Origin of the sequence: Hydrogenophaga sp. T2 (genome assembly GCF_049843535.1) — a bacterium.
GTDB lineage: Bacteria > Pseudomonadota > Gammaproteobacteria > Burkholderiales > Burkholderiaceae_C > Hydrogenophaga > Hydrogenophaga crocea.
Map to the genome: position 1 here is coordinate 74,367 of NZ_JBBHZJ010000002.1, position 22,958 is coordinate 97,324.

General features: G+C 73.3%; 21 protein-coding genes. 6 read left to right on the forward strand and 15 right to left on the reverse strand.

Annotated features, from left to right (window positions below; translation table 11 throughout):
• The first annotated feature begins 64 nt into the window (after positions 1-64).
• Both WDZ95_RS03935 and glpK read left to right on the forward strand, forming a co-directional pair.
• Positions 65-2,221, forward strand: coding sequence for a lactonase family protein (locus tag WDZ95_RS03935; RefSeq protein ID WP_425776355.1), 2,157 nt, complete (start codon positions 65-67; stop codon positions 2,219-2,221).
• A gap of 84 nt (positions 2,222-2,305) precedes the next feature.
• Positions 2,306-3,799 (forward strand): glycerol kinase GlpK, encoded by a 1,494-nt coding sequence (gene glpK, locus WDZ95_RS03940; RefSeq protein ID WP_425776357.1) that lies wholly within the window; start codon positions 2,306-2,308, stop codon positions 3,797-3,799.
• 33 nt (positions 3,800-3,832) lie between these two features.
• On the opposite strand, the gene WDZ95_RS03945 is transcribed toward glpK, so the two are convergent.
• Positions 3,833-4,576, reverse strand: a complete 744-nt coding sequence (locus WDZ95_RS03945) for a formylglycine-generating enzyme family protein (RefSeq protein ID WP_425776359.1) — start codon at positions 4,574-4,576, stop codon at positions 3,833-3,835.
• 148 nt (positions 4,577-4,724) lie between these two features.
• Between WDZ95_RS03945 and WDZ95_RS03950 the strand changes: the two genes are divergently transcribed.
• Positions 4,725-6,266, forward strand: coding sequence for a methyl-accepting chemotaxis protein (locus WDZ95_RS03950; protein WP_425776360.1), 1,542 nt, complete (start codon positions 4,725-4,727; stop codon positions 6,264-6,266).
• Between the two features lie 95 nt (positions 6,267-6,361).
• A complete protein-coding gene (locus WDZ95_RS03955; protein ID WP_425776362.1) occupies positions 6,362-6,832 on the forward strand; it encodes a DUF3429 domain-containing protein in 471 nt (156 codons plus the stop codon).
• Between the two features lie 15 nt (positions 6,833-6,847).
• Here WDZ95_RS03955 and pufC read toward each other — a convergent pair whose 3' ends face one another.
• The 11 genes from pufC to WDZ95_RS04010 form a co-directional block, all read right to left on the reverse strand.
• Entirely contained in the window at positions 6,848-7,966 is a 1,119-nt protein-coding gene (gene pufC, locus WDZ95_RS03960; RefSeq protein ID WP_425776364.1) for a photosynthetic reaction center cytochrome PufC, read from the reverse strand.
• The gene (gene pufM, locus WDZ95_RS03965; protein ID WP_425776366.1) at positions 7,963-8,943 is read right to left on the reverse strand and encodes a photosynthetic reaction center subunit M; all 981 of its coding nucleotides are present in this window, start codon (positions 8,941-8,943) and stop codon (positions 7,963-7,965) included. Before pufM ends, pufC begins: the two co-directional genes overlap by 4 nt.
• Before the next feature lie 25 nt (positions 8,944-8,968).
• Positions 8,969-9,793, reverse strand: coding sequence for a photosynthetic reaction center subunit L (gene pufL / locus WDZ95_RS03970; protein ID WP_425776368.1), 825 nt, complete (start codon positions 9,791-9,793; stop codon positions 8,969-8,971).
• A gap of 103 nt (positions 9,794-9,896) precedes the next feature.
• Positions 9,897-10,091 (reverse strand): light-harvesting antenna LH1, alpha subunit, encoded by a 195-nt coding sequence (gene pufA, locus WDZ95_RS03975; RefSeq protein ID WP_166222812.1) that lies wholly within the window; start codon positions 10,089-10,091, stop codon positions 9,897-9,899.
• Positions 10,092-10,102: 11 nt separating this feature from the next.
• A complete protein-coding gene (gene pufB / locus WDZ95_RS03980; protein WP_166222809.1) occupies positions 10,103-10,333 on the reverse strand; it encodes a light-harvesting antenna LH1, beta subunit in 231 nt (76 codons plus the stop codon).
• Positions 10,334-10,465: 132 nt separating this feature from the next.
• Positions 10,466-11,938 carry a chlorophyllide a reductase subunit Z gene (gene bchZ / locus WDZ95_RS03985; protein ID WP_425776370.1) on the reverse strand — a complete coding sequence of 491 codons (1,473 nt, stop codon included), beginning with the start codon at positions 11,936-11,938 and terminating at the stop codon, positions 10,466-10,468.
• Positions 11,938-13,518 (reverse strand): chlorophyllide a reductase subunit Y, encoded by a 1,581-nt coding sequence (gene bchY, locus WDZ95_RS03990; RefSeq protein WP_425776372.1) that lies wholly within the window; start codon positions 13,516-13,518, stop codon positions 11,938-11,940. Before bchY ends, bchZ begins: the two co-directional genes overlap by 1 nt.
• A gap of 7 nt (positions 13,519-13,525) precedes the next feature.
• The gene (locus WDZ95_RS03995; protein ID WP_425776374.1) at positions 13,526-14,551 is read right to left on the reverse strand and encodes a chlorophyllide a reductase iron protein subunit X; all 1,026 of its coding nucleotides are present in this window, start codon (positions 14,549-14,551) and stop codon (positions 13,526-13,528) included.
• Positions 14,548-15,516 (reverse strand): chlorophyll synthesis pathway protein BchC, encoded by a 969-nt coding sequence (bchC, locus tag WDZ95_RS04000; protein WP_425776376.1) that lies wholly within the window; start codon positions 15,514-15,516, stop codon positions 14,548-14,550. Before bchC ends, WDZ95_RS03995 begins: the two co-directional genes overlap by 4 nt.
• Positions 15,517-15,525: 9 nt before the next feature.
• Positions 15,526-16,683 (reverse strand): methyltransferase, encoded by a 1,158-nt coding sequence (locus WDZ95_RS04005; RefSeq protein WP_425776378.1) that lies wholly within the window; start codon positions 16,681-16,683, stop codon positions 15,526-15,528.
• Between the two features lie 11 nt (positions 16,684-16,694).
• Entirely contained in the window at positions 16,695-17,597 is a 903-nt protein-coding gene (locus tag WDZ95_RS04010; protein ID WP_425776380.1) for a polyprenyl synthetase family protein, read from the reverse strand.
• 48 nt (positions 17,598-17,645) lie between these two features.
• Here WDZ95_RS04010 and crtD point away from each other — a divergent pair, with 48 nt between their 5' ends.
• Together crtD and WDZ95_RS04020 are read left to right on the forward strand one after the other, a co-directional pair.
• Complete coding sequence (gene crtD, locus WDZ95_RS04015; protein ID WP_425776382.1) at positions 17,646-19,217, forward strand: 1-hydroxycarotenoid 3,4-desaturase CrtD; 1,572 nt, start codon at positions 17,646-17,648, stop codon at positions 19,215-19,217.
• Entirely contained in the window at positions 19,217-20,173 is a 957-nt protein-coding gene (locus tag WDZ95_RS04020) for a carotenoid 1,2-hydratase (protein ID WP_166222788.1), read from the forward strand. The genes crtD and WDZ95_RS04020 overlap by 1 nt, the downstream gene beginning before the upstream one ends.
• 13 nt (positions 20,174-20,186) lie before the next feature.
• On the opposite strand, the gene WDZ95_RS04025 is transcribed toward WDZ95_RS04020, so the two are convergent.
• Genes WDZ95_RS04025 through WDZ95_RS04035 form a run of 3 tightly spaced genes read right to left on the reverse strand, consistent with a single transcriptional unit; the run spans position 20,187 to position 22,941 of the window.
• Positions 20,187-20,348 carry a hypothetical protein gene (locus WDZ95_RS04025; protein WP_166222785.1) on the reverse strand — a complete coding sequence of 54 codons (162 nt, stop codon included), beginning with the start codon at positions 20,346-20,348 and terminating at the stop codon, positions 20,187-20,189.
• A complete protein-coding gene (locus WDZ95_RS04030) occupies positions 20,345-21,430 on the reverse strand; it encodes a phytoene/squalene synthase family protein (RefSeq protein ID WP_425776385.1) in 1,086 nt (361 codons plus the stop codon). Before WDZ95_RS04030 ends, WDZ95_RS04025 begins: the two co-directional genes overlap by 4 nt.
• A complete protein-coding gene (locus tag WDZ95_RS04035; RefSeq protein WP_425776387.1) occupies positions 21,427-22,941 on the reverse strand; it encodes a phytoene desaturase in 1,515 nt (504 codons plus the stop codon). The genes WDZ95_RS04030 and WDZ95_RS04035 overlap by 4 nt, the downstream gene beginning before the upstream one ends.
• Positions 22,942-22,958: the final 17 nt, after the last annotated feature.

A 22,958-nucleotide genomic window follows, 5' to 3' on the forward strand; every position in this document is an offset into this window, starting at 1 on the left:
CGTTTTGCATCGCGCGCTATGCAAACGATAGTGCTCGCTCCCATCCACCACTGCCACCCCACCCATGCGCGCTCCCGCCGCACCCCTGTTCCGTCCGCTCCGCCACGCCCTCTCGTTCCTGGCCCTGGGCAGCAGCCTGCTGCTCGCGGCCTGCGGCTCGGGCGGCTCCACACCCGATGCCGGCAGCGCCGGCAACAGCGCCCCGCCCGCGCCCACGTTCAGCGTGGCCGGCCGCGTCAGCGGCCTCACGGGCGCGGGCCTCATGCTTTCGCTCAATGGCGGCGCGCCGCTGGCCCTGTCGGCCGACGGCGGCTTCAGCTTTCCCACCGAGGTGAACGCGCGCTACGCCGTCACCGTGGCCGCGCAGCCCGCGGGCCAGACCTGCACCGTGAGCAACGCCACCGGCGCCAGCCGCGACACCGACGTGGCCCAGGTGCGCGTGAACTGCTCGGCCACCACCCACACCGTGGGCGGCAGCGTGAGCGGTCTCGCGGGCGGGCGATCGCTGGTGCTGCGCAACAACGGAGCCGACCCGATCACCGTCTCGGCCAACGGCGCCTACGCCTTCGCCACCCGCGTGGCGCGCAATGGCGGCTACGCGGTGTCGGTGGACACCCAGCCCACCGGCCAGACCTGCACCGTGAGCAACGCCACCGGCGACGGCGTGCTCGCCAACGTGGGCAACGTGAACGTGTTGTGCGCGGCCAGCAGCCATGGCGTGGGCGGCAGCGTGGCCGGCCTGGCCGCGGGCGCCACGGTCACGCTGCTCAACAACGGCAGCGACGCCACCGTGGTCGCGGCCAACGGCCCCTACGCCTTCGCCACGCGCGTGGCCGACCAGGGCGGCTACGCCGTCACCGTGGGCACGCAGCCCGCGGGCCAGACCTGCACCGTGGCCAACGCCCAGGGCAGCGGCCTCGCGGCCGACGTGGGCAACGTGAACGTGCAGTGCAGCGCCACGGTGCACACCATCGGCGGCACGCTCAGCGGCCTGCTCGCGAACCAGCAGGTCACGCTCTACAACAACGGCGCCGACCCGCTCACGCTCACCGCCAACGGCGCGTTCCAGTTCGCCACGCCGATCGCCGCGCAGACCGGGTACGCGGTGACGCAGGGCGCGGCCAGCCGGGGCGTGGGCTGCACGGTGGGCAACGGCAGCGGCAGCAACGCCACGGCCGACGTGGGCAACGTGGCCGTAGCCTGCACGACCACGGCGCTGTCCTTCGTCTACGTCACCGACTACAACAACGACCGCATCCTGGGCTACAGCATGGACCGCCTCACCGGCGCGCGCACCGCCCTGCCGGGCTCGCCGTACGCGGCGGGCGACAACAACCGCTGGCTCACGCTGCACCCCAACCAGGCCTTCTTCTACAGCGCCAACCTGGGCAGCAGCAACGTCTCGGCCTACACGGTCAACGCCAGCACCGGCGCGCTCACGCCGGTGGCGGGCAGCCCCTTCGCGTCGGGCAGCCAGCCCACGTCGATCCAGGTCACGCCCGACGGCCGCTTCGCCTACACCGCCAACAGCCAGGGCGGCAACGTGAGCGGCTTCCGCATCGACCAGACCACCGGCGCCCTCACGCCGTTGCCGGGCAGCCCCTACGCGGCCGGCAACATCCCGACCAAGATCGCGATCACGCCCAACAGCCGCTTCCTGTACGTGACCAACCAGAACGGGCAGAACCTCTCGGCCTACCGCATCGACGCCACCACCGGCGCGCTCACCGAGGTGGCGGGCAGCCCCTACCCGCTGGCCGGCCAGCCCTACGGCATCGGCGTGCACCCCTCGGGCAACTTCGTCTACCCGGTGGTCTACCAGGCCAAGCTGCACGCCTTGCGCATCGACCCCACCACGGGCGAACTCACCGACCTGCAGCCCGGCGGCTATGGCAGCAGCGGCTCCGACTGGGAGTGGCTGTCGTTCACCACCAACGGCGCGGGCACCGTGGGCTACGTGGCGACCAACCAGGGCATCCGCGCCTTCGACATCGACACCACCACGGGAGCGCTCACGGCCCGCGCCGGCTTCGCGCACGCGGGCCGCTACGAGTACCTGACCACCAACCCCGAAGGCGACCACCTGTACGCGGCCGACTTCCACGCGATCTACACGCACATGCTCGACATCGATCCCGCCAACGGCAACCTCACGCCCTTCAGCGGCAGCGCGGTGCCGGTCGATGCGCGGCCCTACAACCTGGTCGTGATCGAGCGCTGAGGCGGGGGGCGCGCGCACCGCGCGCGCCCGGGCTGTGCGACCATTGCGCGCGGTGCGCTGCGCATCGGCCCGTCACATCCCGCCATGACCTACCTGCTCGCCCTCGACCAGGGCACCTCCAGCTCCCGCAGCATCCTGTTCCACCGCGACGGCCACGCCGTGGCCATGGCCCAGCGCGAGCTGCCGCAGATCTTTCCGCGCCCCGGCTGGGTCGAGCACGACCCGATGGAGATCTGGAACGCGCAGCTCGCCACCGCGCGCGAGGCACTGGCCAAGGCCGGTGTCGACGCCGCGCAGGTGCAGGCCATCGGCATCACCAACCAGCGCGAAACCACGCTGCTGTGGGACCGCCGCACGGGGCGCCCGCTGCACCACGCCCTGGTCTGGCAGGACCGGCGCAGCGAGCCGCTGTGCGCCCGGCTGCGCGATGAAGGCCACGCCCCGACGATCCAGGCCAAGACCGGCCTGGTGGTCGACGCCTACTTCTCGGCCACCAAACTGCGCTGGCTGCTCGACCACGTGGACGGCGCGCGCGCCGCCGCCGAGCGCGGCGAGCTCGCCTTCGGCACCGTGGACAGCTGGCTCATCTGGCAGCTCACGGGCGGCCGCGTGCACGCCACCGACGTGAGCAACGCCTCGCGCACCATGCTGTTCAACGTGCACGACAACACCTGGGACGCCGAGCTGCTGCAACTGCTGCAGATCCCGCCCTCGCTGCTGCCGCGCGTGCAGCCCTCGAGCAGCGCCTTTGCCGAGACCGACCCCGCGCTCTTCGGCCGCGCGCTGCCGATCTGCGGCGTGGCGGGCGACCAGCAATCGGCCCTGTTCGGCCAGGCCTGCTTCTCGGCCGGCATGGCCAAGAACACCTACGGCACGGGCTGCTTCCTGCTCATGCACACGGGCGAGCGCTTCCAGCCCTCGCACAACGGGCTGGTGGTGACCAGCGCGGCGCAGACCTCGGCCACGCCGCAGTACGCCATGGAGGGCAGCGTGTTCGTGGGCGGCGCGGTGGTGCAGTGGCTGCGCGACGGTCTCAAAGCCATCGAGGGCAGCGCGCAGGTGCAGGCCCTGGCCGAGAGCGTGCCCGACGCCGGCGGCGTGATGCTGGTGCCGGCCTTCACCGGCCTGGGCGCGCCCTACTGGAACGCCGACGCCCGGGGCACCATCACCGGCCTCACGCGCGGCACCACGCTGGCCCACATCGCGCGCGCCGCCCTGGAGAGCATCGCCTTCCAGAGCGCCGCCCTGCTCACGGCCATGAGCCGCGACGTGCAGGCCGCGGGCGGCGCGCCCGTGGCCGAACTGCGCGTGGACGGGGGCGCGGCCGTGAACGACCTGCTGATGCAGTTCCAGGCCGATCTGCTGGGCATTCCCGTGGTGCGCCCCGCCGTCACCGAAACCACGGCCCTGGGCGCGGCCTACCTCGCGGGCCTGGCCTGCGGCGTGTACGCCGGCACCGACGAACTCTCGGCCCAGTGGCGCGCCGAGCGCCGCTTCGAGCCCGCCATGGACCGCGCCCGCGCCGCCGAGGCCATGGCGCGCTGGGAACGCGCGGTGCGGCAGACGGTGCAGGACTGAGCGGCGCGCGCGCCGTCAGCGCCCTCAGCGCCGTCAGCGCCGCAGGTCACGCGCGCAGCGAAAGCCGATGTAGACCACCGCCGTGTCGGCCGGCTTGGTCTGCACGAGGCTGTCGCGCATCGGCTCGGCGCCGTACCACCACGAGCCGCCGCGCGTGCGCTGTTCGGGCCCGCGGCCGCTGTCCACCCACTCCCACACGTTGCCGCCCATGTCGTACAGGCCGTTCACGCCCAGGGCCGAGGTGGCCACCGGCGCGTGCCCGCGACCGCGCGAGGTGACGGCGTTGCCCACGCTCGCGGTCGGCCCGCAGTCGCCCAGGCAGTTGGCGCCCAGCGGGCGCTCGCCCGTGGGATAGGGGTAGGTGCGCCCGGTGCTGAAGCCCGGCGGCGGGCTGGCGCGGCGCTCGGTGTAGGCGGCCTCGCCCCACTCGGCGTCGGTGGGCAGGCGCTTGCCGGCCCAGCGGCAGTAGGCGGCCGCTTCGGCGTGCGTGACATGCACCGCGGGCTCGTTGGGCTGCGCGGGCGTGCCGAAGGGGGCGCGCCAGGTCCAGCCCGCGCGCTGCTGCCAGCCGCCTTCGTAGGTGCTGCCGCCGCCCGCGCGCTCGGCCGCGGTCACGGTGCCCGTGGCCTCGGCGAAGGCGCGGAACTGGCCCACGGTCACTTCGGTGCGGTCGATCTCGAAGCGGCCCACGGGCTGCATGGGAGCGGTCGGGGTCTGCGCCTGGGCCTGGGCCGCCAGCAGCAGCGCGGGCCCGAGCAGCCGGAAAAAACGGTTCATGGCGGTGCGGGTTCGGCCGGGAAACGGCGCGCATGGTGCCACAGCCGCACAAGCAATTCCGTTGATTCAAAAGGGTTTTGAAAAAATTTGTTCAAGACAAACCGGCTTTGTCCGACATCCCAGGACACCCCCCCTTCAGGAGACCTCGATGCGACAGAACCTGCCGGTGACGCAGCGCGAATTCCCCTTCCCCGCGGACGCCACCCTGCTGTCCACCACGGACGAGCACAGCCACGTGCGTTACGCCAACGAGTCCTTCCTGGCCGTGAGCGGCTTCACGCGCGAAGAGCTCATGGGCCAGCCGCACAACGTGGTGCGCCACCCCGACATGCCGCGCGAGGCCTTCGCCGACATGTGGGCCACGCTCAAGGCGGGGCAAAGCTGGACCGCGCTGGTGAAGAACCGGCGCAAGGACGGCGACCATTACTGGGTGCGCGCCAACGCCACGCCCATCGTGCGCAACGGCCAGCTCGCGGGTTACATGTCGGTGCGCACCAAGCCCGAGCCGGCCGAGGTGAAGGCCGCCGAAGCGGTGTACGCACGCTTCGTGGCGGGCACGCAGGGCCGGCTGGCCTTTCGCAAGGGCCTCATCGTGCACCGGGGCCTGATGGCCTGGCGCTCCTGGGGCCAGGTGGCCTCGCTGCGCACCCGGGTCTACGGCCCCATGGCCTTGATCGCGCTGTTCGCGGTCGCCGAGGCGGTCTGGAACGGCGATGGCATGGCGGGTCAGGTCTCGGCCGGCCTGATCGCCCTGGGCTTCGCGGCGCTCGCCGGCTGGATCGAGGCGCAGGTGGTTCGGCCCTTGCGCGCGGTGGTGCAGCAGGCCCAGGCGGTGGCCGCGGGCCAGCCCACGCGCAGCGCCGCGCTCGACCGCGTCGACGAGATCGGCCTGCTGCAGCGCACGGTGAACCAGGCGGGCCTGAACCTGCGCGCGCTGCTCGACGACGTGTCGGCCCAAGTGGGCGGCATGACGGCGGTGAGCCGCGAGATCGCCAGCGGCAACCAGGACCTGAGCGGGCGCACCGAGCAGGCCGCGTCCAGCCTGCAGCAAACCGCGGCCTCCATGGAGCAGATGACCGGCACGGTCAACAACACCAGCCAGACCGCGCACGAAGCGGCGCGCAAGGCGGCCAGCGCCAGCGAGGCGGCCAGCGAAGGCGGCCGCATCGTGGGCGACGTGGTGGGCACCATGGGCGAGATCAGCGCCAGCGCGCGCCGCATCAGCGACATCATCGGCGTGATCGACGGCATCGCCTTCCAGACCAACATCCTCGCGCTCAACGCGGCGGTGGAAGCGGCACGCGCCGGTGAACAGGGCCGCGGCTTCGCCGTGGTGGCGGGCGAGGTGCGCAACCTCGCGCAGCGCAGCGCCACGGCGGCCAAGGAAATCAAGCAGCTCATCACCGAGAGCACCGACCGCGTCGACGGCGGCGCCGCGCTCGCCGAGCGCGCGGGCCAGGCCATGGAATCCATCCTGCGCGAGACGCGCACGGTGGCCCAGATGATCGAGGCCATCAGCCGCGCGGCCGGCGAGCAGACCAGCGGCATCGGCCAGGTGAGCAGCGCGGTGAGCCAGCTCGACCAGATGACGCAGCAGAACGCCGCGCTGGTGGAGCAGTCGCGCAGTGCCTCGGCCTCGCTGAGCCAGCGCGCCGAGCGCCTGGCCGAAGCCATCGGCGTGTTCCGCTGAAGCGGGCCCGCGCCCAATAGCCGAGCGCCGGCAGGCGCGGTGCGCCTTGCTTACCATGCCGCCGCGCCGCACCGTGCGCGCCTGCACACCGCCCCATGAACACCCCGTCCGACAAGCTCCCCGTTGCCGTGTCCTGGCTCGGCCACGGCGGCCTGCTGCCCTTCGTGGCGCTGGCCCTGGCCGCCTGGCTGCTGCCCGTGTGGCGCGCGCCCGCGCTGCACGCGCTGCTGGCCTACGGCGCGGTGATCCTGAGCTTCGTGGGGGCGCTGCACTGGGGCCTGGCCATGGCCCAGCCCGGGCTCGACGGGCGCTGGCGCCAGCGCGCTTTCGTCTGGAGCGTGGTGCCCTCGCTGATCGGCTGGGCCGCGATCGCCTGGCCCGCGCTGCCGGCCGCCGCGGGCGCGATCGTGCTCGCGGGCGGCTTTCTCCTGCACCTGCAGCAAGACCATGCCCTGGCGCGCGCCACCGCCCTGCCCGGCTGGTACCTGCCCTTGCGCCGCCGGCTCACGCTGATCGCGGTGGCCAGCCTCGCCGCGGGCGCGCTCGCGGCCCAGGCCGCGGGCTGAGCGCGCCGGACCGGCTCAGGGCTTCTGCGGCGCGGGCGTGGCCGGGGCGGGTGCGGCCGCCGTCACCGGCGAGCCCGCGGCCGCGGCGCGCGCCATGGCCTCGCCCAGCGGCCCGGCCAGCTCGGGGTGGGCCTTGAGCATGGGCGCGCCGTAGAGCGGCTTGTACGCGCCCTGGTGGCAGGTCGCGCAGTTGAGCTTGGCCACGTCGCCGTTCACGCCGCGCCGCTCGATCGGGAAGGTGTCGGTGAGCGGCTCGAGGTACTTCGTGTTGAGCGACTGCGCCATGCGGATGCCGTGCCACGCGGTCTGGCGCGGCGGCGTGCTCTCGGACCACTCGCCGAAGGCGCGGCTGTTGTGGCAGTAGGTGCAGTTCACGCCCAGCGAGGCCGACATGTGCATCATCAGGCTGTAGGTGTGCTCGGCCTGCTTGGTGGAGCTGCGGTTGCCGTGGGGCAAGGCGGTGGTGCCCGCCACGCGGATCGGCTGCTGCTGCAGCAGGTAAGGCGAGAGCGCATCACCGGGCAGCGAGGCCAGGCCGACCTGCGGCGCCGGCTGGTTCTGCCCGGCGCTGCTGCCGGCCATGCGCGCGGCCTGCTTGTCGGCCGGGGGCGTGAACCACACCTGCGCCGGCACCGGCTGGCCGCGGTGGCAGGTGTAGCAGGTCACGCCGGTCTCGGCCACGTGCGACTTCCAGTTGGCGTTGATGTCCTGCGTCATCTGCAGCATGCGCCGCGCCACCACCTTGGTGTACTTCGCGTCGGAGGCGAAGTTGCCGTCGTTCGAATGGCAGTAGTTGCAGCCGCCCTCGGGTGCGACCCAGCCGGTCATGGCCACCATGAGCCGGGTGAAGTTGCCCACATCGAGGTCGCCCAGCACCTTCACGTTCTGGTACACCGCGCCCGCCAGCGGCGCGCCCGGCACCGCGGGCACCGCAGGCGCATCGGCCGGTGGCTGGTTGGCCGGGATCTGCGCGGCCAGCGTGCGCGGGTTGTAGACCTGCACCATGCCGGTCCCGCGCGCGCCGCGCTGCACGGTGTCGATGGGGGGGCGTTCGCAGGCCGCCAGCAGCAGGGCCACCAGCACCAGGCAGGTCACGCCGGCACGGCGCCCCAGGGTTCGCAGCGACGGGCTCATGGCTTGACTCCTTGCAACAGGGCGGGATCGGCCACCGCCGGGAAGGCCGCCGGGTAGCCCGGCGCCACGCCGTGCTTGACGGCCCAGAGGAACCAGTTGTCCACCACGGTGCCGGTGAGCAGGATGCCGATGCCCCCGCACAGCGGGCACAGCACCGCGAACCACCAGGCCCAGCGGTGGATGGATTCCATGGTGGCGTTGAAACCCATGGTCCAGCGCCAGAACAGGGCCGCGCGTTCGCTGGCGGTGCCGCGGTCCACGATCTGTTCGATCTCGCGCTCGCCGCCGAAGCGGCTCACCGCGAGGATGGTCGCGCCGTGCATGGCGAACAGCAGCGTCGCGCCGTACAGGAAGGCGATCGACAGCATGTGGAAGGGGTTGTAGAACAGGTTGCCGTAGCGGATCGAGAAGGCCGCGGTCCAGTCCAGGTGCGGGAAGATGCCGAAGGGCACGGCCTCGCCCCAGCTGCCCATGAGCAGCGGGCGGATGAAGCCCAGCACCAGGTAGAGCCAGATCGCCGCGGCGAAGGCCCAGGCCACGTGCGTGCCCATGCCGAGCGCGCGCGCGCGGCGGTACATGCGCACCCACCACAGCAGCACCGACAGCGTGAGGAAGAAGCCCGCCATCAGCCACCACCCGCCCTCGTTGAGCGGTGGTATCGACAGGCCGTAGGCCGGCGATGGCGGCTCCAGCGCCAGCCAGGGCAGGCGGCGCACGAACTCGATCGGGTCCCAGTTGACCGAGGCCCACATGTTCAGGCCGATGATCTCCAGCGCGATGAAGCCGCAGATCAGCGAGGCCAGGCCGAACCAGCCCAGGTAGATCGGGCCGAGCTGCGCATCGCCGAGGCGGCCCAGCAGGTGCACGTGGATCGGCGGACCTTCGCGCTCGGCCTGCCCCCGGTCCACCGGAATGCCCGGGTACGAGGGCGCATCGACCTGCACGCGCGTGAAGAGGTTGAGGTACTCGGTGGCCATGCTCGTCTCCTCGGGTTGTCGTTGTTCAGCGCCACACCGGCAGGTTCAGCCACCAGGTCCACCACTCGGGCCAGCCACGGCTCCAGAACGGTCCGCTGATGACGATGCACACCGCGCTCCAGAAGCCCGCCGACAGCGCGAGGAACAGGCCCAGGCGGTGAACGCCGAGCGTGCCGATCGAGTAGCCGATGGTGTCGCGGAAGAAGGTGTTCTCGTGCTCCGGCGTCTTCACCGGTTCACCGGGCGCGGGGTTGGTGGCCGAGAGGATCAGCGCCCCGTGCAGCGACAGCGCGAAGGTGGTGGCGAAGAAGAAGCTCACCGCCAGCATGTGCGCCGGGTTGTAGTGGAAGTGCAGGTACTGATAGCCCGTGTTCGAGACCCAGTCGAGGTGGCTCATGATCCCGTAGGGAAAGCCGTGGCCCCAGGCGCCGAGCAGCACCGGGCGCACCACCACCAGCGTGAAGTACGCGAGGATGGCGAACGAAAACGCCACGGGCACGTGCAGCCCCATGCCGAGTTTTCGGCAGATCTCGACCTCGCGCAGCGCCCATGAGCCGAAGGCGCCGAGCGCACACACGGTGATGAGCTGCCACAGCCCGCCCTCCATGAGCGGGGCCATGCCCAGGCCGTACTTGAGGTCGGGCGGGGCGATGTTGATCTGCCACAGGTTCCAGGTGGGACCCTGCGAGGCGCCCCACACGATCAGCAGCGTGCCGACGACGCTGAAGAAGATCGTGGTGACACCGAAGAAGCCGACGTAGAACGGACCGACCCAGAAGTCGAACAGGTCACCCCCGAGCAAGGTGCCACCGCGCACGCGGTACTTTCTTTCAAAGCTGAGCATGGACATGGTCGCTCTCCATTCGCGAACCGGGCAGCCGCCCGTGCCGGCGGGGAAACCGGGCGGGCGGGCCGGGCACAAGGCACCGGACACCGCCCACCCGCGGTGGCGCTTACTTCGAAGCGGTGGCCGCCCCCGGCATCGGGGCGTTCTGCGACACCGTGGTCTTCTTGGCCGGCCCTTCGAGCCAGTTGAAGCGGTCGGTGCTGAGCAGGATGAAGTGAATCACCAGGGCCAGCGCGAACAGGAACGTGAACAGGGCCACGAGGGTTCTGCGCGGGTCGAACAGGGTCCAGAGTCGCCACATGACGTGTCTCCTCAGGCGCTGATGGCCACGGCCGTGTAGGCGGCGGCCACGTTCTTGATGTCTTCGAACAGCATCGCATAGCCGTTCACGCTCGGCAGCCAGGGCCGCCACTGCCACGCCAGGAAGTGCGCGACGATGGCAACCAGCGTGAAGACGATGAAGCTGGTGACGAAGATGCCATGGAACTCTCTGGCCTCACTGTCCGTGAGTCCGGACAGCGAACCACCTCTGCTATCAGACATATAACGTTCTCCTTGAATGCCTTTCGGCCTTGACCGCGAACCGCCCCCGCGGAAGAGGGTCGCCGCCCCGGATGGCGCGACTGAGGGGGCAACCGGCGGCGCCGGTTGCACAGACGGAGGGGCGGTGCGCGTTCATGCACCGGCCCCTGTGAGCAAGGCCGCACGCGAGCGCTGCACGCGCTCGGCGGTGATGCTGGGTTCGCTGGCCTTCTGGGCGTCGGCCTCGCAGCGGTCGCGCAGGCGTTTGGCGGCCGAGATCTGCACCAGCATGGGTTCCTGGCGCACCAGGCGTTCGAGCAGCGCGCGCGCCTCGTCGTCCCAGGGCCGCGCTTCGGCCGCGGCGCGCGCGGGCGTGGGCTCGCCGGCGTCGAGCGTGGAGCCCAGCGGCAGGATGTGGAACAGCGCGTCGAACAGCGCGTTGCACACCTCCTGCAGCACGTAGGTGGCGCCCGCATAGCCCATGAAGGGCGTGCCCGTGGCACGGCGCACGATGGGCAGCGGGAACGAGGCCGGCACGAAGCTCGCGCGCATCATGGCGCCGCTGTTCTCGGCCAGGTAGATGCGCTCGTTGTAGCTGCCGAACACGATCAGCGGCGAGCGCTCGGCGAGCAGCCTGCGCACCTCGGCGTTGTCGGTCTTGCTGCCGGGCTGGCGCGACACCTGGAAGCGGCACGGCAGGCCGAGCTCGCCCTCGAGGTAGTGGCGCAGGCCGCGCGCGTAGGTCTCGCCGGCCACCACCGCGAAGCCCGCGGTGGCGAAGAAGTCCTGCGTCACCGAGCGCCACAGGTCCCACACCGGCTTGACCGTGCTGTGCTTCTCGCGCTCGATGAAGGGCTCGGGGTCCAGGCCCAGCAATTCGCCCAGCTTGCGCAGGAACTGCGTGGTGCTGTGCAGGCCGATGGGCGCCTGCAGGTAGGGCCGGCCCAGCGCTTCGCACAGCATGCGGCCGAACTCGCGGTACAGGCAGATGTTCACGTCGGCATCGGCCAGGTTCTGCACGTCGGCCAGGTGGCTGCCGAGCGGGAACACCATGTTGATCTCGGCGCCGATGCCTTCGACCAGGCGGCGGATCTCGGCCAGGTCGCTGGGCATGTTGAAGGCGCCGTAGCAGGGGCCGATGAGGTTCACGCGCGGCTTCACGCCGGGCGCGCGCTCGGCGGGCGAAGGCCGCTCGGGCACGTGGCGCAGGCCGTACTCGCTCCAGAGCCAGAACATGGCGCGGTTGGCGCACTGCCATTGGTCTTCATCGATGGTGCGCGGCAGAAAGCGCAGCAGGTTGGTGCCCTGCGGCGTCACGCCGCCACCGATCATCTCGGCGATCGAACCCGTGACCACCACCGCGGGCAGCTCGGGGTCGAGCGCGGCGTGCGCGCGGCGCATCGCACCCTCCGTGCCTTCGCGCCCGAGCTGTTCCTCGGCCAGGCCGGTGACCACGATGGGCAGCTCGTGCGGCGGCAGCGCGTCGGTGTAGTGCAGCACGCTGGTCACGGGCAGGTTCTCGCAGCCCACGGGCCCGTCGATGACGACCTGCAGGCCCTTGATCGCGGTGAACACGTACACGGCGCCCCAGTAGCCGCCGGCACGGTCGTGGTCGAGCACCAGCATCAGATCATCTCCTCGGCCTTGCGGCGGCGTTCGGCCTTGGCCATCAGCCGGCGCTGCTCGGCCTTGAACTCGGGCCGTTCGCGCGGCACGCCCTGCGCGGCTTCCCACACACCGGCCGCGTGGCCGCTGCCGGCCTCGCCGAAGAAGGCCTTCATGCGGTCGAAGCGCGCGCGGCTGGCCACCGCGGCGTTGATCACCTCGGCCAGCGCGCCCGCGCCTGCGGGGCCCAGCAGCGGCCGGGCCGAGATCAGGTTGGTGAAGTACAGCGCGGGCACGCAGGCCTGCTTGGCCGCCTGCACCACGGGCGTGGTGCCGATGGCCAGGTCGGGCTGCCATTCGCGCAGCGCGGCCAGGTCCTGTTCGAGCGAGGCGCGGAACTGCACGTGCACGCCGCGCGCCTGCAGCCACTCGGCATCGGCCGCGTTCCAGGGCGTGCGCGGGCAGGCCGTGCCCACGTAGCGCAGGTCGGCGCCGCTGTCGGCCAGCAGCCGGCCCACGATGAGTTCAGAGCCTTCGTAGCCGCTGAGCGTGATGCGCGCGCGCACCGGGTTGGCCGCGAGCACACCACGCATGGCGCCCAGCATGGCATTGCGCGCCGCGGCGATGCGCTCGGGCGCCACGTTGGCGGCCTCGCCCACCGCGCGCAGCCAGTCCTGCGTGCCGTCCAGGCCCACCGGGGCCGAGCCCACCACGGGCCGGCCCGCGGCCTCGAACTCGCGCACGCTCGCGGTGTAAAAGGGGTGGATCGCGGCCACCACGGTGGCGTCGAGCGCGGCGTAGAGCTCGCGCCATTCGCGCGTGGGCACCACCGGCCCCACGGCCAGGCCCATGGGTTCGAGCATGCGCCCCACCACCATGGGGTCGGCCGGAAACATCTCGCCCAGCAGCGCCACCGTGGGCAGCGCGCCGCGGCCGCCGCGCGGCGCCGCCACCGGGCCGGCCTCGGCCTCGCTGCGCGCGTAGCGCAGCATGGCGCCGGCCAGCACGTCCTTGGCCTCGGCGTGGGTGGGCACGCCAAAGCCCGGCACGTCGATGCCGATCACGCGCACGCCGTTGATCTCCTTGGGCAGCAACTGCAGCGGCACACCGCTGGCGGTGGGCACGCAGAGGTTGATGACCACGATGGCGTCGAGCTTGGCCGGGTCGGCCAGGCCGTGCACCGCCTCGCGGATGTCCTCGAACAGCTTGCCGGTCACCAGCGTCTCGCTGTTGAACGGCACATAGCCCACGCTGCGGCGCGCGCCGTAGAAGTGCGAGGTGAAGGTAAGGCCGTAGACGCAGCATGCCGAGCCGCTGAGCACGGTGGCGGTGCGGCGCATGCGCAGGCCCACGCGCAGCGAACCGAAGGCCGGGCACATGCTCTGCGGCTGGTCGTGCGGGCCGGCGTCGGGCGCCTTGGGGTAGTCGGCCGCGTAGCGCGCGAGCGTCTCGCCCTTGCCGGCGGCGTGGGCCGCGGCCTGCATCTGCTCGCGGCCGTTGTGGCAGCCCGCGCCGTCGCCCGCGAGCGGCGCGGGCGCATCGGCCGGCACGGACCGGATCGGGATGGTGCGGGCGGGGCCGCCGGGCTGGGCGTTGCTCATGGGGCGCTCAGCTTTCGTCGTAGACCACTTCGAGGCTGGGGCGCACCAGGTCCTGGCGGCCGCACATGTCGACGCTGGTGGCGGGTTCGAGCACCACGTCGCGGCCCACGCTGTCGGCGCTGAAGAGGCCAAGCAACTCGTCCTGCGTCTGCGGCTTCGGGCGCCGCGGCGGCGCCTCGGCCACGTTGCGCGCGAGCTCCTCGAACAGCGGGCCCCAGGTGCCGCCGGGCTTGCCGATGATGTCGTAGGCCGCGCTCTTGCGGCGGATGTCGTCGTGCGCGGGAATCGAGGCCAGCACCGGAATGCCGGCGTTCTGCGCGAAGGCCTGGGCCTGGCCGGTCCCGTCGTCCTTGTTGATGACCATGCCGGCCACGCCCACGTTGCCGCCGAGCTTGCGGAAGTACTCGACCGCGCTGCACACGTTGTTGGCCACGTAAAGGCTTTGCAGGTCGTTGCTGCCGACCACGATCACCTTCTGGCACATGTCGCGCGCGATCGGCAGGCCGAAGCCGCCGCACACCACGTCGCCCAGGAAGTCGAGCAGCACGTAGTCGAAGCCCCAGTCGTGAAAGCCCAGCTTCTCCAGCGTCTCGAAGCCGTGGATGATCCCGCGACCGCCGCAGCCGCGGCCCACCTCGGGGCCGCCGAGCTCCATCGCGAACACGCCGTCGCGCTTGAAGCACACGTCGCCGATGGCCACCGCCTCGCCCGCGAGCTTCTTCTTCGAACTGGTCTCGATGATGGTCGGGCAGGCCTTGCCGCCGAACAGCAGGCTGGTGGTGTCGCTCTTGGGGTCGCAGCCGATCAGCAGCACCTTCTTGCCCTGCTGCGCCATCATGTAGCTGAGGTTGGCGAGCGTGAAGCTCTTGCCGATGCCGCCCTTGCCGTAGATCGCGATGATCTGCGTCTCCTTGGTCACCGCGCCGGTGGCCACGGGGTCGGGCTCGATCGCGGCCTCGGCGCGCAGGGCCTCGCGCGGGTGGAACTGCAGCGGCGCCTCACGCGGTGCGGCCAGGGTGCTGACGGAATTCATGGGCAAGCCCTCCAATCGAGAACCATCTTGAGACAGTCCGGGTCACCGAACGCGGTGGCGTAGGCCTGGGGCGCCTCGCCCGCTGCGCGCTGGTGGGTGATCAAGCCGTCGAGATCGAGCCGGCCGCTGTCGACCAGCGCGCGCACCGCGGCCAGGTCGTCGGGCTGCCACTGCGCGGCCACGCGCAGGCGCAGCTCGCGCATGAAGGCCGGCGCGAACTGGAACGACAACGGCTGTTCGTAGAAGCCCGCGAGCACCAGGCCGCCGCCGGGCGCGAGGCGCGCGATCAGCGCGTCGAGCAGACCGGCGTCGCCACTGGCGTCGATCACCGAGCGCAGGCCGCGGCGTTCGTCGGTGGCGGGGTCGACCACCGCGTAGCCCGGCGCGCCGCCGCGCCGCTTCGGATCGGTTTCCCACACCACGGGCTGTGCGCCCTCGAGCAGCGCCAGCCGCGCCAGCAGGCGGCCCAGCGTGCCGTGGCCCACGATCAGGTCCACCGGCTCGGCGCAGGCGCGCAGCGCGTGCAGCGCGGTGGCCGCGAGCGCGAACAGCACGCCGCGCTCGCGCAGGGCGGGGTCGATGCGCAGCGCGCGCGCCGCCGGCAGCACCACGCGCCGCGACGCGCCGCCGAACAGGCCGCGCACGCTGCCGAAGCAGTTGCTGCCCGGCACGAACACCGAGTCGCCCACGCGCAGGCCGGCCTCGGGGCCGGCGTGCACCACCTCGCCCACCGATTCGTAGCCCGGCACCAGCGGGTAGCCCATGCCGGGGAAGGCGGGCATGCGGCCATCCCACAGCAGGCGTTCGGTGCCGGTGCTGATGCCGCTCCAGGCCACCTGCACCGCCACGTCGGCCGCGCCCGGGGCGCACACCCGCAGCGGGTCCAGCCGCAGCGTTCGGGGCTGGTGCAGGACGACGGCAAGGGTGTCGAGTTCGGAGATCACGACGTCATCGTAAGCTGACATTTGTAAATGTCAACTTCTCTTTACACCGACCTCTGAACGGTCGGTCCGAAGGATCGGCTTGTGCGCCCGCAGAACGCGCGCCTGCAGCGGCAGCGCGGTCGGGCATTCGCGCACCGCCTCGAAGCCCGCGGCCGCCAGCAGCTCGCCGATGCGCGCGGCGCTGCGCGTGGCGCCCTGCCCCATGGCCCAGAGGTAGAGATCGAGGTAGGCGTCGGCCATGCCGGCCGCGCCCGCGGTGCCGGCCATGGGCTCGGCCACCAGCAGCACGCCGCCCGGCGCCAGCGCCGCGTGCACGCGGCGCAGCAGCGCGAGCGCCTCGGGGTCGTCGTGGTCGTGCAGCACGCGCACCAGGGTCGCGGTGTCCATGCCTGGGGGCAGCGGATCGCGCAGAAAGTCGCCACCGTGCAGGCGCACGCGCTCGGCCAGGCCGGCCGCGGCCAGCCCGGGCGCGGCGCGCGCCACCACGGCGGGCAGGTCGAACAGGTGCAGCTCGAGAGCGGGCGCGCGTTGCGCCGCGGCCATCAGGAAACGGCCCGAGCCGCCGCCCACGTCGAGCAGCCGTTGCGCCCGCTCGAAAGGGTGGCTGTCGAGCAGCAGCTGCGCCACCAGCGGCTGCGAGGCCGCCATGAGCTCGGTGTAGGCGGACACGCTTGCGCCGTCGAGCGCCTGCGGCTGCGCGTGGCCCGCGTAAGGCCATTGCGCGGCCACGCGCCCGCCGCCGGGCGCGCGCCGCAACAGCGCCAGCGGCTCGGCCAGGTCGGCGTAGAAGGCGCCGTGGTGGCGCACCAGCGCGAGCACCGCGGCATTGCCCACCAGCGGCGCGCCCAGCGGGCCCAGGGCCAGCCGGCCATCGCCGGTGTGCTCGAACAGGCCGATGGCCACGCCCGCGCCGAGCAGGCGCTGCAAGGCGGCGGGGTCGAGCCCGGTCTCGACCGCGAGGCGCCCGGCCGACACCGGGCCCGCGCGCAGCCGCTCGAACAGGTCGAGCTCCACACAGGCGCTCAGCACCTGCGAGTAGACGAAGCCGGCCACCACGTCGAACAGGCGCGCCGCGCTGCGCCGCGCCGCGCGCCGGCCCCACCACGAGGCCATGGCGCGCTCGCGGAACGCGGGGTCGCTCAGGCGCTGGTTGCGCCAACGCCGCCAGGCGTCGCGCCAGCGGAACATGGGCGCGGCGCTCAGGCCGACACGATGGCGCTGAGCGCGGCGCGCTGGCGCAGGGCCTCGGCCATGGATGCGGGGATCAGCCGCTCGGACTCGCCGAGCACGAGCCGGCGCAGGCCCTCGCCGCCCTCGCAGGGGGGGATGGCCTCGGCCGCCTGCGCGATCAGGCCGCGAAAGTGCGCGAGCGCGCCTTCGAGCCCGAGCTGGGTGACCGCGCTCGGCCGGCCCAGGGCCACGTCGCGGCCCACGGGCTTGCCGATCAGCGCCGGGTCGGCCGCGGCGTCGCGGATGTCGTCGGCCACCTGGTAGGCCAGGCCCAGGCCGTCGCCCAGCGCGCGCCAGGGTTCGGGGTCGGCGCCCGCGGCCTGGGCACCGCCCATGGTGGCGGCCACGAACAAGGCCCCGGTCTTGGCGCGCTGGTAATCGGCCAGCACCACGCGCGATTCGGACTCCCAGGCCTGGCCGGCCACGATGCCGCCCGGCGTGCCCACGCCCGCGCCCACGGTGGCCATCAGCCCGGGCAGGCGCAGCGGCGAATGGCAGGCGCCCATGGCCAGGGTCTGGAAGGCGCGCACGATCAGCGCATCGCCCGCGAGCACGGCCAGCGCCGGGCCGTAGGCCCACTGCACCGAGGCGCGGCCGCGGCGCATGTCGGCGTTGTCGAAGCACGGCAGGTCGTCGTGCGCGAGCGAGGCGCAGTGCAGCAGTTCGAGCGCGATGGCGGTCGCGTCGGCCAGCAGCGGGTCGTCCTCGCCGCAGGCCTGCGCCACCGCGAGGCAGATCTGCGGCCGGATGCGCGCGCCGCCCGGGAACACCGCGTGGTGGATCGCGCCCGCGAGCCGCGGCGGACAGCTGCCGTCCTCGCCCAGGGCAATGGCGGCCGCCAGGGACTGCTCGATGCGGGTGATGGCTTTCATGGGGTGCTCCTGGGTTGGTTGTCACGCTTACGTGACACATAATGTGTCATGCAATGTAGACATTCAGGGCCTATCGGTCAATCGATCCAGTCGCCCCGCTCGACCCGCCCGCCCCGCGTCGCGGTGGTGGGTGCGGGCGTGGGCGGCCTCGCGGCGGCGCTGCACCTGGCCGCCAGCGGCGCCGAGGTCTGCGTGCTCGAAGCCGCCGACGCGCCGGGCGGCAAGCTGCAACCGGTGCGCCTGGGCGAACACCTGCTCGACGCCGGGCCCACGGTGCTCACCATGCGCTGGGTGTTCGACGAACTCGCCGCGCTCGCGGGCCAGTCGCTCGAAGACGCCACCGGCCTCACGCGGCTGCCGGTGCTCGCGCGCCACCACTGGCCCGACGGCAGCCGCTTCGACCTGCCCGCCGACCCGGCGGCCGCGCTCGACGCCATCGGCGATTTCGCGGGCGCGGCCGAGGCGCACCGCTACCGCGCCTTCTGCGAGCGCATCCGCGGCGTGCACGACACACTGCTGCACAGCTTCATGGCGGCGCAGCGGCCCACGCCCTGGTCGCTGGCCTGGCGTGTGGCGCGCCAGGGGCCGCACGGGCTGGCGCGCATCGCGCCCTTTCACAGCCTCTGGCACGAACTCGGCCGCCATTTCCACGACCCGCGCCTGCGCCAGCTGTTCGGCCGCTACGCCACTTACTGCGGCGGCTCGCCCCAGCTCGCGCCCGCCACGCTGATGGTGGTGGCGCACGTGGAGCAGCAGGGCGTGTGGTCGCTGCCCGGCGGGCTGTACCGGCTCGCGCAGGTGCTGGTGGGCTGGCTGCGTGCGCGCGCGGTGCCGCTGCGCTGCGGCTGCGCGGTGCGCGCGCTGCACTGGCGCGGCGCGCGTGTGGCCGGTGTGGTGCTCGCGGGCGGCGAGGTGGTGGCCGCCGACCACGTGGTGTTCAACGGCGACGTGTCGGCGCTGCCGGCCGGCCTGCTCGGCGATGGCGCGCGGGGCGCGGCGGCCCCGGTGGCGGCGCACGCGCGTTCGCTCTCGGCCCTCACCTGGACCGCGGTGGTGCCGCGCCAGGCGGCCGATCTGCTGCGCCACAACGTGTACTTCGCGCACGACGGCCCGCGCGAGTTTCAGCAGCTGTTCGGCGAGCGGCGCCTGCCGGCCGACCCCACGATCTACCTCTGCGCGCAGGACCGCGAGGCCGCCACCGGCACGGCCGCGCCGCACGACCGCCTGCTGTGTCTGGTGAACGCGCCCGCGCTCGGCCACGGCGGGCAGGGCCAGCCCGATGCGGCCGCCTTGCGCGCCTGCGAACGCCAGGTGCAGCAGCGCCTGGCCGACGCGGGGCTGGCGATCGCGCTGGGCGGGCCGCGCGAGGGCCTGCTGCGCCGCGGGCCGGCCGAGTTCGCGGCGCGCTACCCCGGCAGCGGCGGCGCGCTCTACGGCCGCGCCCCGCACGGCTGGCGGTCGAGCTTCGCGCGCGCGGCCGCGCGCAGCGCCGTGCCTGGCCTGAGCCTGGCCGGCGGCAGCGTGCACCCGGGCCCGGGCCTGCCCATGGCCGCGCTCTCGGGTCGGCTGGCGGCGCAACGCGCCTGCGAGGCCCTGGGCCTGCCGATGGCGCCAGCGTGATGGGCAGCGATCCCCTCGCCTTCGACGCGCCCGTGCCCGACGGCGGCTACGCCTGGTGGTACCTCGACGCGCTCAGTGAAGACGGCCGCCACGGCCTCACCGCCATCGTCTTCATCGGCAGCGTGTTCTCGCCCTACTACGCCTGGGCGCAGCAGCGCGGGCGCGGCCGGGCGCTGGACCACTGCGCGGTCAACCTCGCGCTCTATGCCGGCCCCGACGCGGGCGCGCCGCGCGGCTGGACCATGACCGAGCGCGGCGCGGGCGCGGTGCGCCAGGGCCGCGATGCGCTGGTCATCGGCCCGAGCGAGATCGCCTGGGACGGGGAGTGGCTGTGCCTGCGCGTGCGCGAGCGCACCGCGCCCTGGGGCCGGCGCATCGAGGGCGAGATCCGCGTGCGGCCGCAGGCCTTGCACGCCACCGACTACCCGCTCGACGCGGCGGGCCGGCACCGCTGGACGCCCATCGCACCCGTGGCGCGCGTGCAGGTGGCGCTGGATGCGCCCGCGCTGCGCTGGCAGGGCCGCGCCTACCTGGACAGCAACCGCGGCGATCGGCCCATCGCGCAGGACCTGCAGCGCTGGGACTGGTCGCGCGCGGCGATCGGCCGCGAGGGCTGCGCGGTGTTCTACGACGCCACGCGGCGCGACGGCAGCCACGCGCAGTGGGCCTTGCGTTTCGGGGGCACGGGTGCCGTGCATCGCGTGGCCGAGCCGCCCCCCATGAGCGGCCTGCCGCGCAGCGCCTGGGGCCTGCGTCGCCGCGCGCGCGCCGACGCCGGCGCGCCGCTGCGCCTGCACCAGCCGCTCGAGGACGGGCCCTTCTACGCCCGCTCAGTGCTGCGCACGCGCCTGCTGGGCTGGCCCGCCGACGCCATCCACGAAACCGTGGACCTGGACCGCTGGCAGCGCCCGCTGGTGCAGGCCATGCTGCCCTTTCGCATGCCGCGCCGCGCCTGAGGCCGGCCCGGTCTCATCGCGGCGGCTCGTCGCCGGGGCGGTCCTCGGCGTCCGCGCGCGCCTGCCGATCGCGTTCGCGCCACTGGCGCAGCTTCCAGAGCTCGTACACGCCCCAGCCCACGGCCACCAGCAGCACGCCGGCCATTTCGAGCGCGATCAGCAGGCCCGAGCTCATGGCGACACCCGCCGTGCCGCGCGCGCCGGCAGGGTCCGCAAGCCCTCGCGGCGCTCGCCGCGTTCGAGCCGCTCGAACAGCAGCAGCAGGCGCTCGGCGCCCGCGGGCGGCTCGCGCGCGGGCAGCGCCACCGCGTCCACCAGACCGCGCACGGCCGGCAGCGGCGCGGCATCGAGCGCGGCCGCCGAGGGCAGCAGCCGCCAGCAGGCCTCGCCGAGCAGCCAGCCCTGGCGCCAGCGCGGCACCACGGCGCGCTGCAGCGCGGCGCGCGGCTCGCGGCGCAGCACCTCGTGGCCAATGGCCGCGTAGAGCAGGCGCGCGGCGTTGATGCCCGGCCGGCAATCGAGCGGCAGCTGCGACACACCGGCCGCCGCGCGCGCGTACAGGCCGTCGGCCACGGCGAGCAGGCGCGCCACCACCGCGTGCAGCGCCGGCCCCGCGTGCGGCGCGCGCAGCCACGCGTCGGGCGCAATGCCCGCCTCGCGCAGCCAGTCCTGCGGCAGGTAGAGCCGGCCCAGGGCCGCGTCCTCGGCCACGTCGCGCGCGATGTTCGACAGCTGCATGGCCACGCCGAGCTCGCAAGCGCGCGCCAGCGCGGCGCGGCTGCGCACGCCCATGAGCAGGGCCATCATCGCACCCACGGTGCCGGCCACGCGCGCGGCGTAGTCGCACAGCGCCTCCAGGCTGTCGTAGCGGCGGCCCTGGGCGTCCCATTCGAAACCCTCGATCAGCGCCTCGGGCAGCGCGCGCGGAATGCCGTGGCGGTGCACCACCGCGGCGAGCGCGCGCTCGGGCAGGGCCATGCCCTCGGTGCCGCGCTGCGGCGCGTCGTAGACGCGGCCCAGGCGGGCGCGCAGCGCGGCCACGGCGCGCGCGGGGTCATCGCCCTGGTCCACCGCGTCGTCGGCCGCGCGGCAGAACGCGTAGAGCGCGCTGGCCGGCGCGCGCACGCGTGCGGGCAGCACCAGCGAGGCCAGGTGGAACGAGCGCGAGCCCGTGCGCAGCGCGGCGCGGCAGGCCGCGAGCGTCGCGCTGTCCCAGTCTTCTTGCGCCGGCGCGCCGGCCCCGCGCACGCGGTTCATGCGGGCGGCACCACGGTGTCGAGCACGCGCGCCGACGACAGCACGCCCGGCAGGCCCGCGCCCGGGTGCGTGCCCGCGCCCACCAGGTACAGGCCATTCACCTCTTCGCTGCGGTTGTGCGGGCGGAACCAGGCGCTTTGCGTGAGCACGGGTTCGAGCCCGAAGGCCGCACCGCGGAACGAGCCCAGGCGGTCCTGGAAATCGAGCGGCGTCATCACGCGCGAGGTCACCACGTTGCGGCTCAGGTCGGGCAGCAGCGTGGCCTCCAGCCGCGCCTGCACACGCTGGCGGAACGGCTCGGCGGCCTGCGTCCAGTCGGTGCCGCTGGCCAGGTGCGGCACCGGCGCGAGGGCGTAGAAGGCCTCGCAGTCCTCCGGGGCCATCGAGGGGTCGGTGGCCGTGGGGCGGTGGAGGTAGATGCTGAAGTCGTCGGCCAGGTGGTGGTGGGTGAAGATGTCGTCGAGCAGGCCGCGGTAGCGCGGGCCGAGCGCGATGGTGTGGTGCGCCACCTCGGGGTAGCGCCGCCGCGTGCCGAAGTACCACACGAACAGGCTCATGGAGTAGCGCGAGCGCTCGATGCGGCGGTCGGTCCAGCGGCGCCGGTGCTCGGGCGCCACGAGTTCGCGGTAGGTGGTGGCCGAATCGGCGTTGGACACCACCACGTCGGCGTGCAGGGTCTCGCCGTCGGCCAGGCGCACGCCGGTGGCGCGCCCGCGCTCCACGCAGATGCGCGCCACCGGCGCCCGGCAGCGCACGCGGTTGCCCTGCCCTTCGATCAGCCGCACCAGGCCCTTCACGAGCTGGCCCGTGCCGCCGAGCGCGTAGTGCACGCCCCAGCGCCGTTCCAGGAAGGCAATGAGGCAATACACCGAGGTGGTGGCGAAGGGGTTGCCGCCCACCAGCAGCGACTGGAAGGTGAGCACCGTGCGCAGCCGCTCATCGCGCACGTAGCGGCTGGCCAGGCCGTGCACCGTGCGGTGGCCCTGCAGCCGCAGCAGCGCAGGCAGCACACGCGCCATGTCGCCGATGCGGTCGAAGGGCACGTGCGCGAGCTGCTCGAAGCCGACGCGGAAGATCGATTCGCTCACGCGCAGGAAGCGCTCGTAGCCGGCCACGTCGGCGGGCGCGAGCCGCGCCACCTCCGCGCGCATGGCCTCGGCGTCGCCTCGGTAGTTGAACACCGTGCCGTCGTCGAAGCGGATGCGGTAGAAGGGATCGACCGGGCGCAGCTGCACGTCGTCGGCCATGCGCTTGCCGCACAGCGCCCACAGCTCCTCGAACAGGAAGGGCGCGGTGATCACCGTGGGCCCGGCGTCGAAGGTGAAGCCCTGCTGGCGGTGCACCAGCGCGCGCCCGCCGGGTTCGTCGAGCCGTTCGAGCACGGTCACGCGGTAGCCGCGCGCGCCCAGCCGCACCGCGGCGGCCAGGCCGCCGAAGCCGCTGCCGATCACGATCGCATGGGGTCGGGTGTCGCCAGGCGGGGCATGAGCGGCGGGGGCGGTGGGTTCCATCGGCATGCGGCCCATGA

What these genes read in the sequence shown, in the direction of transcription:
- WDZ95_RS03935 (WP_425776355.1), top strand. Translation starts at nt 65, where the DNA reads ATGCGCGCTCCCGCCGCACCCCTGTTCCGTCCGCTCCGCCACGCCCTC.
- glpK (WP_425776357.1), top strand. Translation starts at nt 2,306, where the DNA reads ATGACCTACCTGCTCGCCCTCGACCAGGGCACCTCCAGCTCCCGCAGC.
- WDZ95_RS03945 (WP_425776359.1), bottom strand. Translation starts at nt 4,576, where the DNA reads ATGAACCGTTTTTTCCGGCTGCTCGGGCCCGCGCTGCTGCTGGCGGCC.
- WDZ95_RS03950 (WP_425776360.1), top strand. Translation starts at nt 4,725, where the DNA reads ATGCGACAGAACCTGCCGGTGACGCAGCGCGAATTCCCCTTCCCCGCG.
- WDZ95_RS03955 (WP_425776362.1), top strand. Translation starts at nt 6,362, where the DNA reads ATGAACACCCCGTCCGACAAGCTCCCCGTTGCCGTGTCCTGGCTCGGC.
- pufC (WP_425776364.1), bottom strand. Translation starts at nt 7,966, where the DNA reads ATGAGCCCGTCGCTGCGAACCCTGGGGCGCCGTGCCGGCGTGACCTGC.
- pufM (WP_425776366.1), bottom strand. Translation starts at nt 8,943, where the DNA reads ATGGCCACCGAGTACCTCAACCTCTTCACGCGCGTGCAGGTCGATGCG.
- pufL (WP_425776368.1), bottom strand. Translation starts at nt 9,793, where the DNA reads ATGTCCATGCTCAGCTTTGAAAGAAAGTACCGCGTGCGCGGTGGCACC.
- pufA (WP_166222812.1), bottom strand. Translation starts at nt 10,091, where the DNA reads ATGTGGCGACTCTGGACCCTGTTCGACCCGCGCAGAACCCTCGTGGCC.
- pufB (WP_166222809.1), bottom strand. Translation starts at nt 10,333, where the DNA reads ATGTCTGATAGCAGAGGTGGTTCGCTGTCCGGACTCACGGACAGTGAG.
- bchZ (WP_425776370.1), bottom strand. Translation starts at nt 11,938, where the DNA reads ATGCTGGTGCTCGACCACGACCGTGCCGGCGGCTACTGGGGCGCCGTG.
- bchY (WP_425776372.1), bottom strand. Translation starts at nt 13,518, where the DNA reads ATGAGCAACGCCCAGCCCGGCGGCCCCGCCCGCACCATCCCGATCCGG.
- WDZ95_RS03995 (WP_425776374.1), bottom strand. Translation starts at nt 14,551, where the DNA reads ATGAATTCCGTCAGCACCCTGGCCGCACCGCGTGAGGCGCCGCTGCAG.
- bchC (WP_425776376.1), bottom strand. Translation starts at nt 15,516, where the DNA reads ATGTCAGCTTACGATGACGTCGTGATCTCCGAACTCGACACCCTTGCC.
- WDZ95_RS04005 (WP_425776378.1), bottom strand. Translation starts at nt 16,683, where the DNA reads ATGTTCCGCTGGCGCGACGCCTGGCGGCGTTGGCGCAACCAGCGCCTG.
- WDZ95_RS04010 (WP_425776380.1), bottom strand. Translation starts at nt 17,597, where the DNA reads ATGAAAGCCATCACCCGCATCGAGCAGTCCCTGGCGGCCGCCATTGCC.
- crtD (WP_425776382.1), top strand. Translation starts at nt 17,646, where the DNA reads ATGCAATGTAGACATTCAGGGCCTATCGGTCAATCGATCCAGTCGCCC.
- WDZ95_RS04020 (WP_166222788.1), top strand. Translation starts at nt 19,217, where the DNA reads ATGGGCAGCGATCCCCTCGCCTTCGACGCGCCCGTGCCCGACGGCGGC.
- WDZ95_RS04025 (WP_166222785.1), bottom strand. Translation starts at nt 20,348, where the DNA reads ATGAGCTCGGGCCTGCTGATCGCGCTCGAAATGGCCGGCGTGCTGCTG.
- WDZ95_RS04030 (WP_425776385.1), bottom strand. Translation starts at nt 21,430, where the DNA reads ATGAACCGCGTGCGCGGGGCCGGCGCGCCGGCGCAAGAAGACTGGGAC.
- WDZ95_RS04035 (WP_425776387.1), bottom strand. Translation starts at nt 22,941, where the DNA reads ATGGAACCCACCGCCCCCGCCGCTCATGCCCCGCCTGGCGACACCCGA.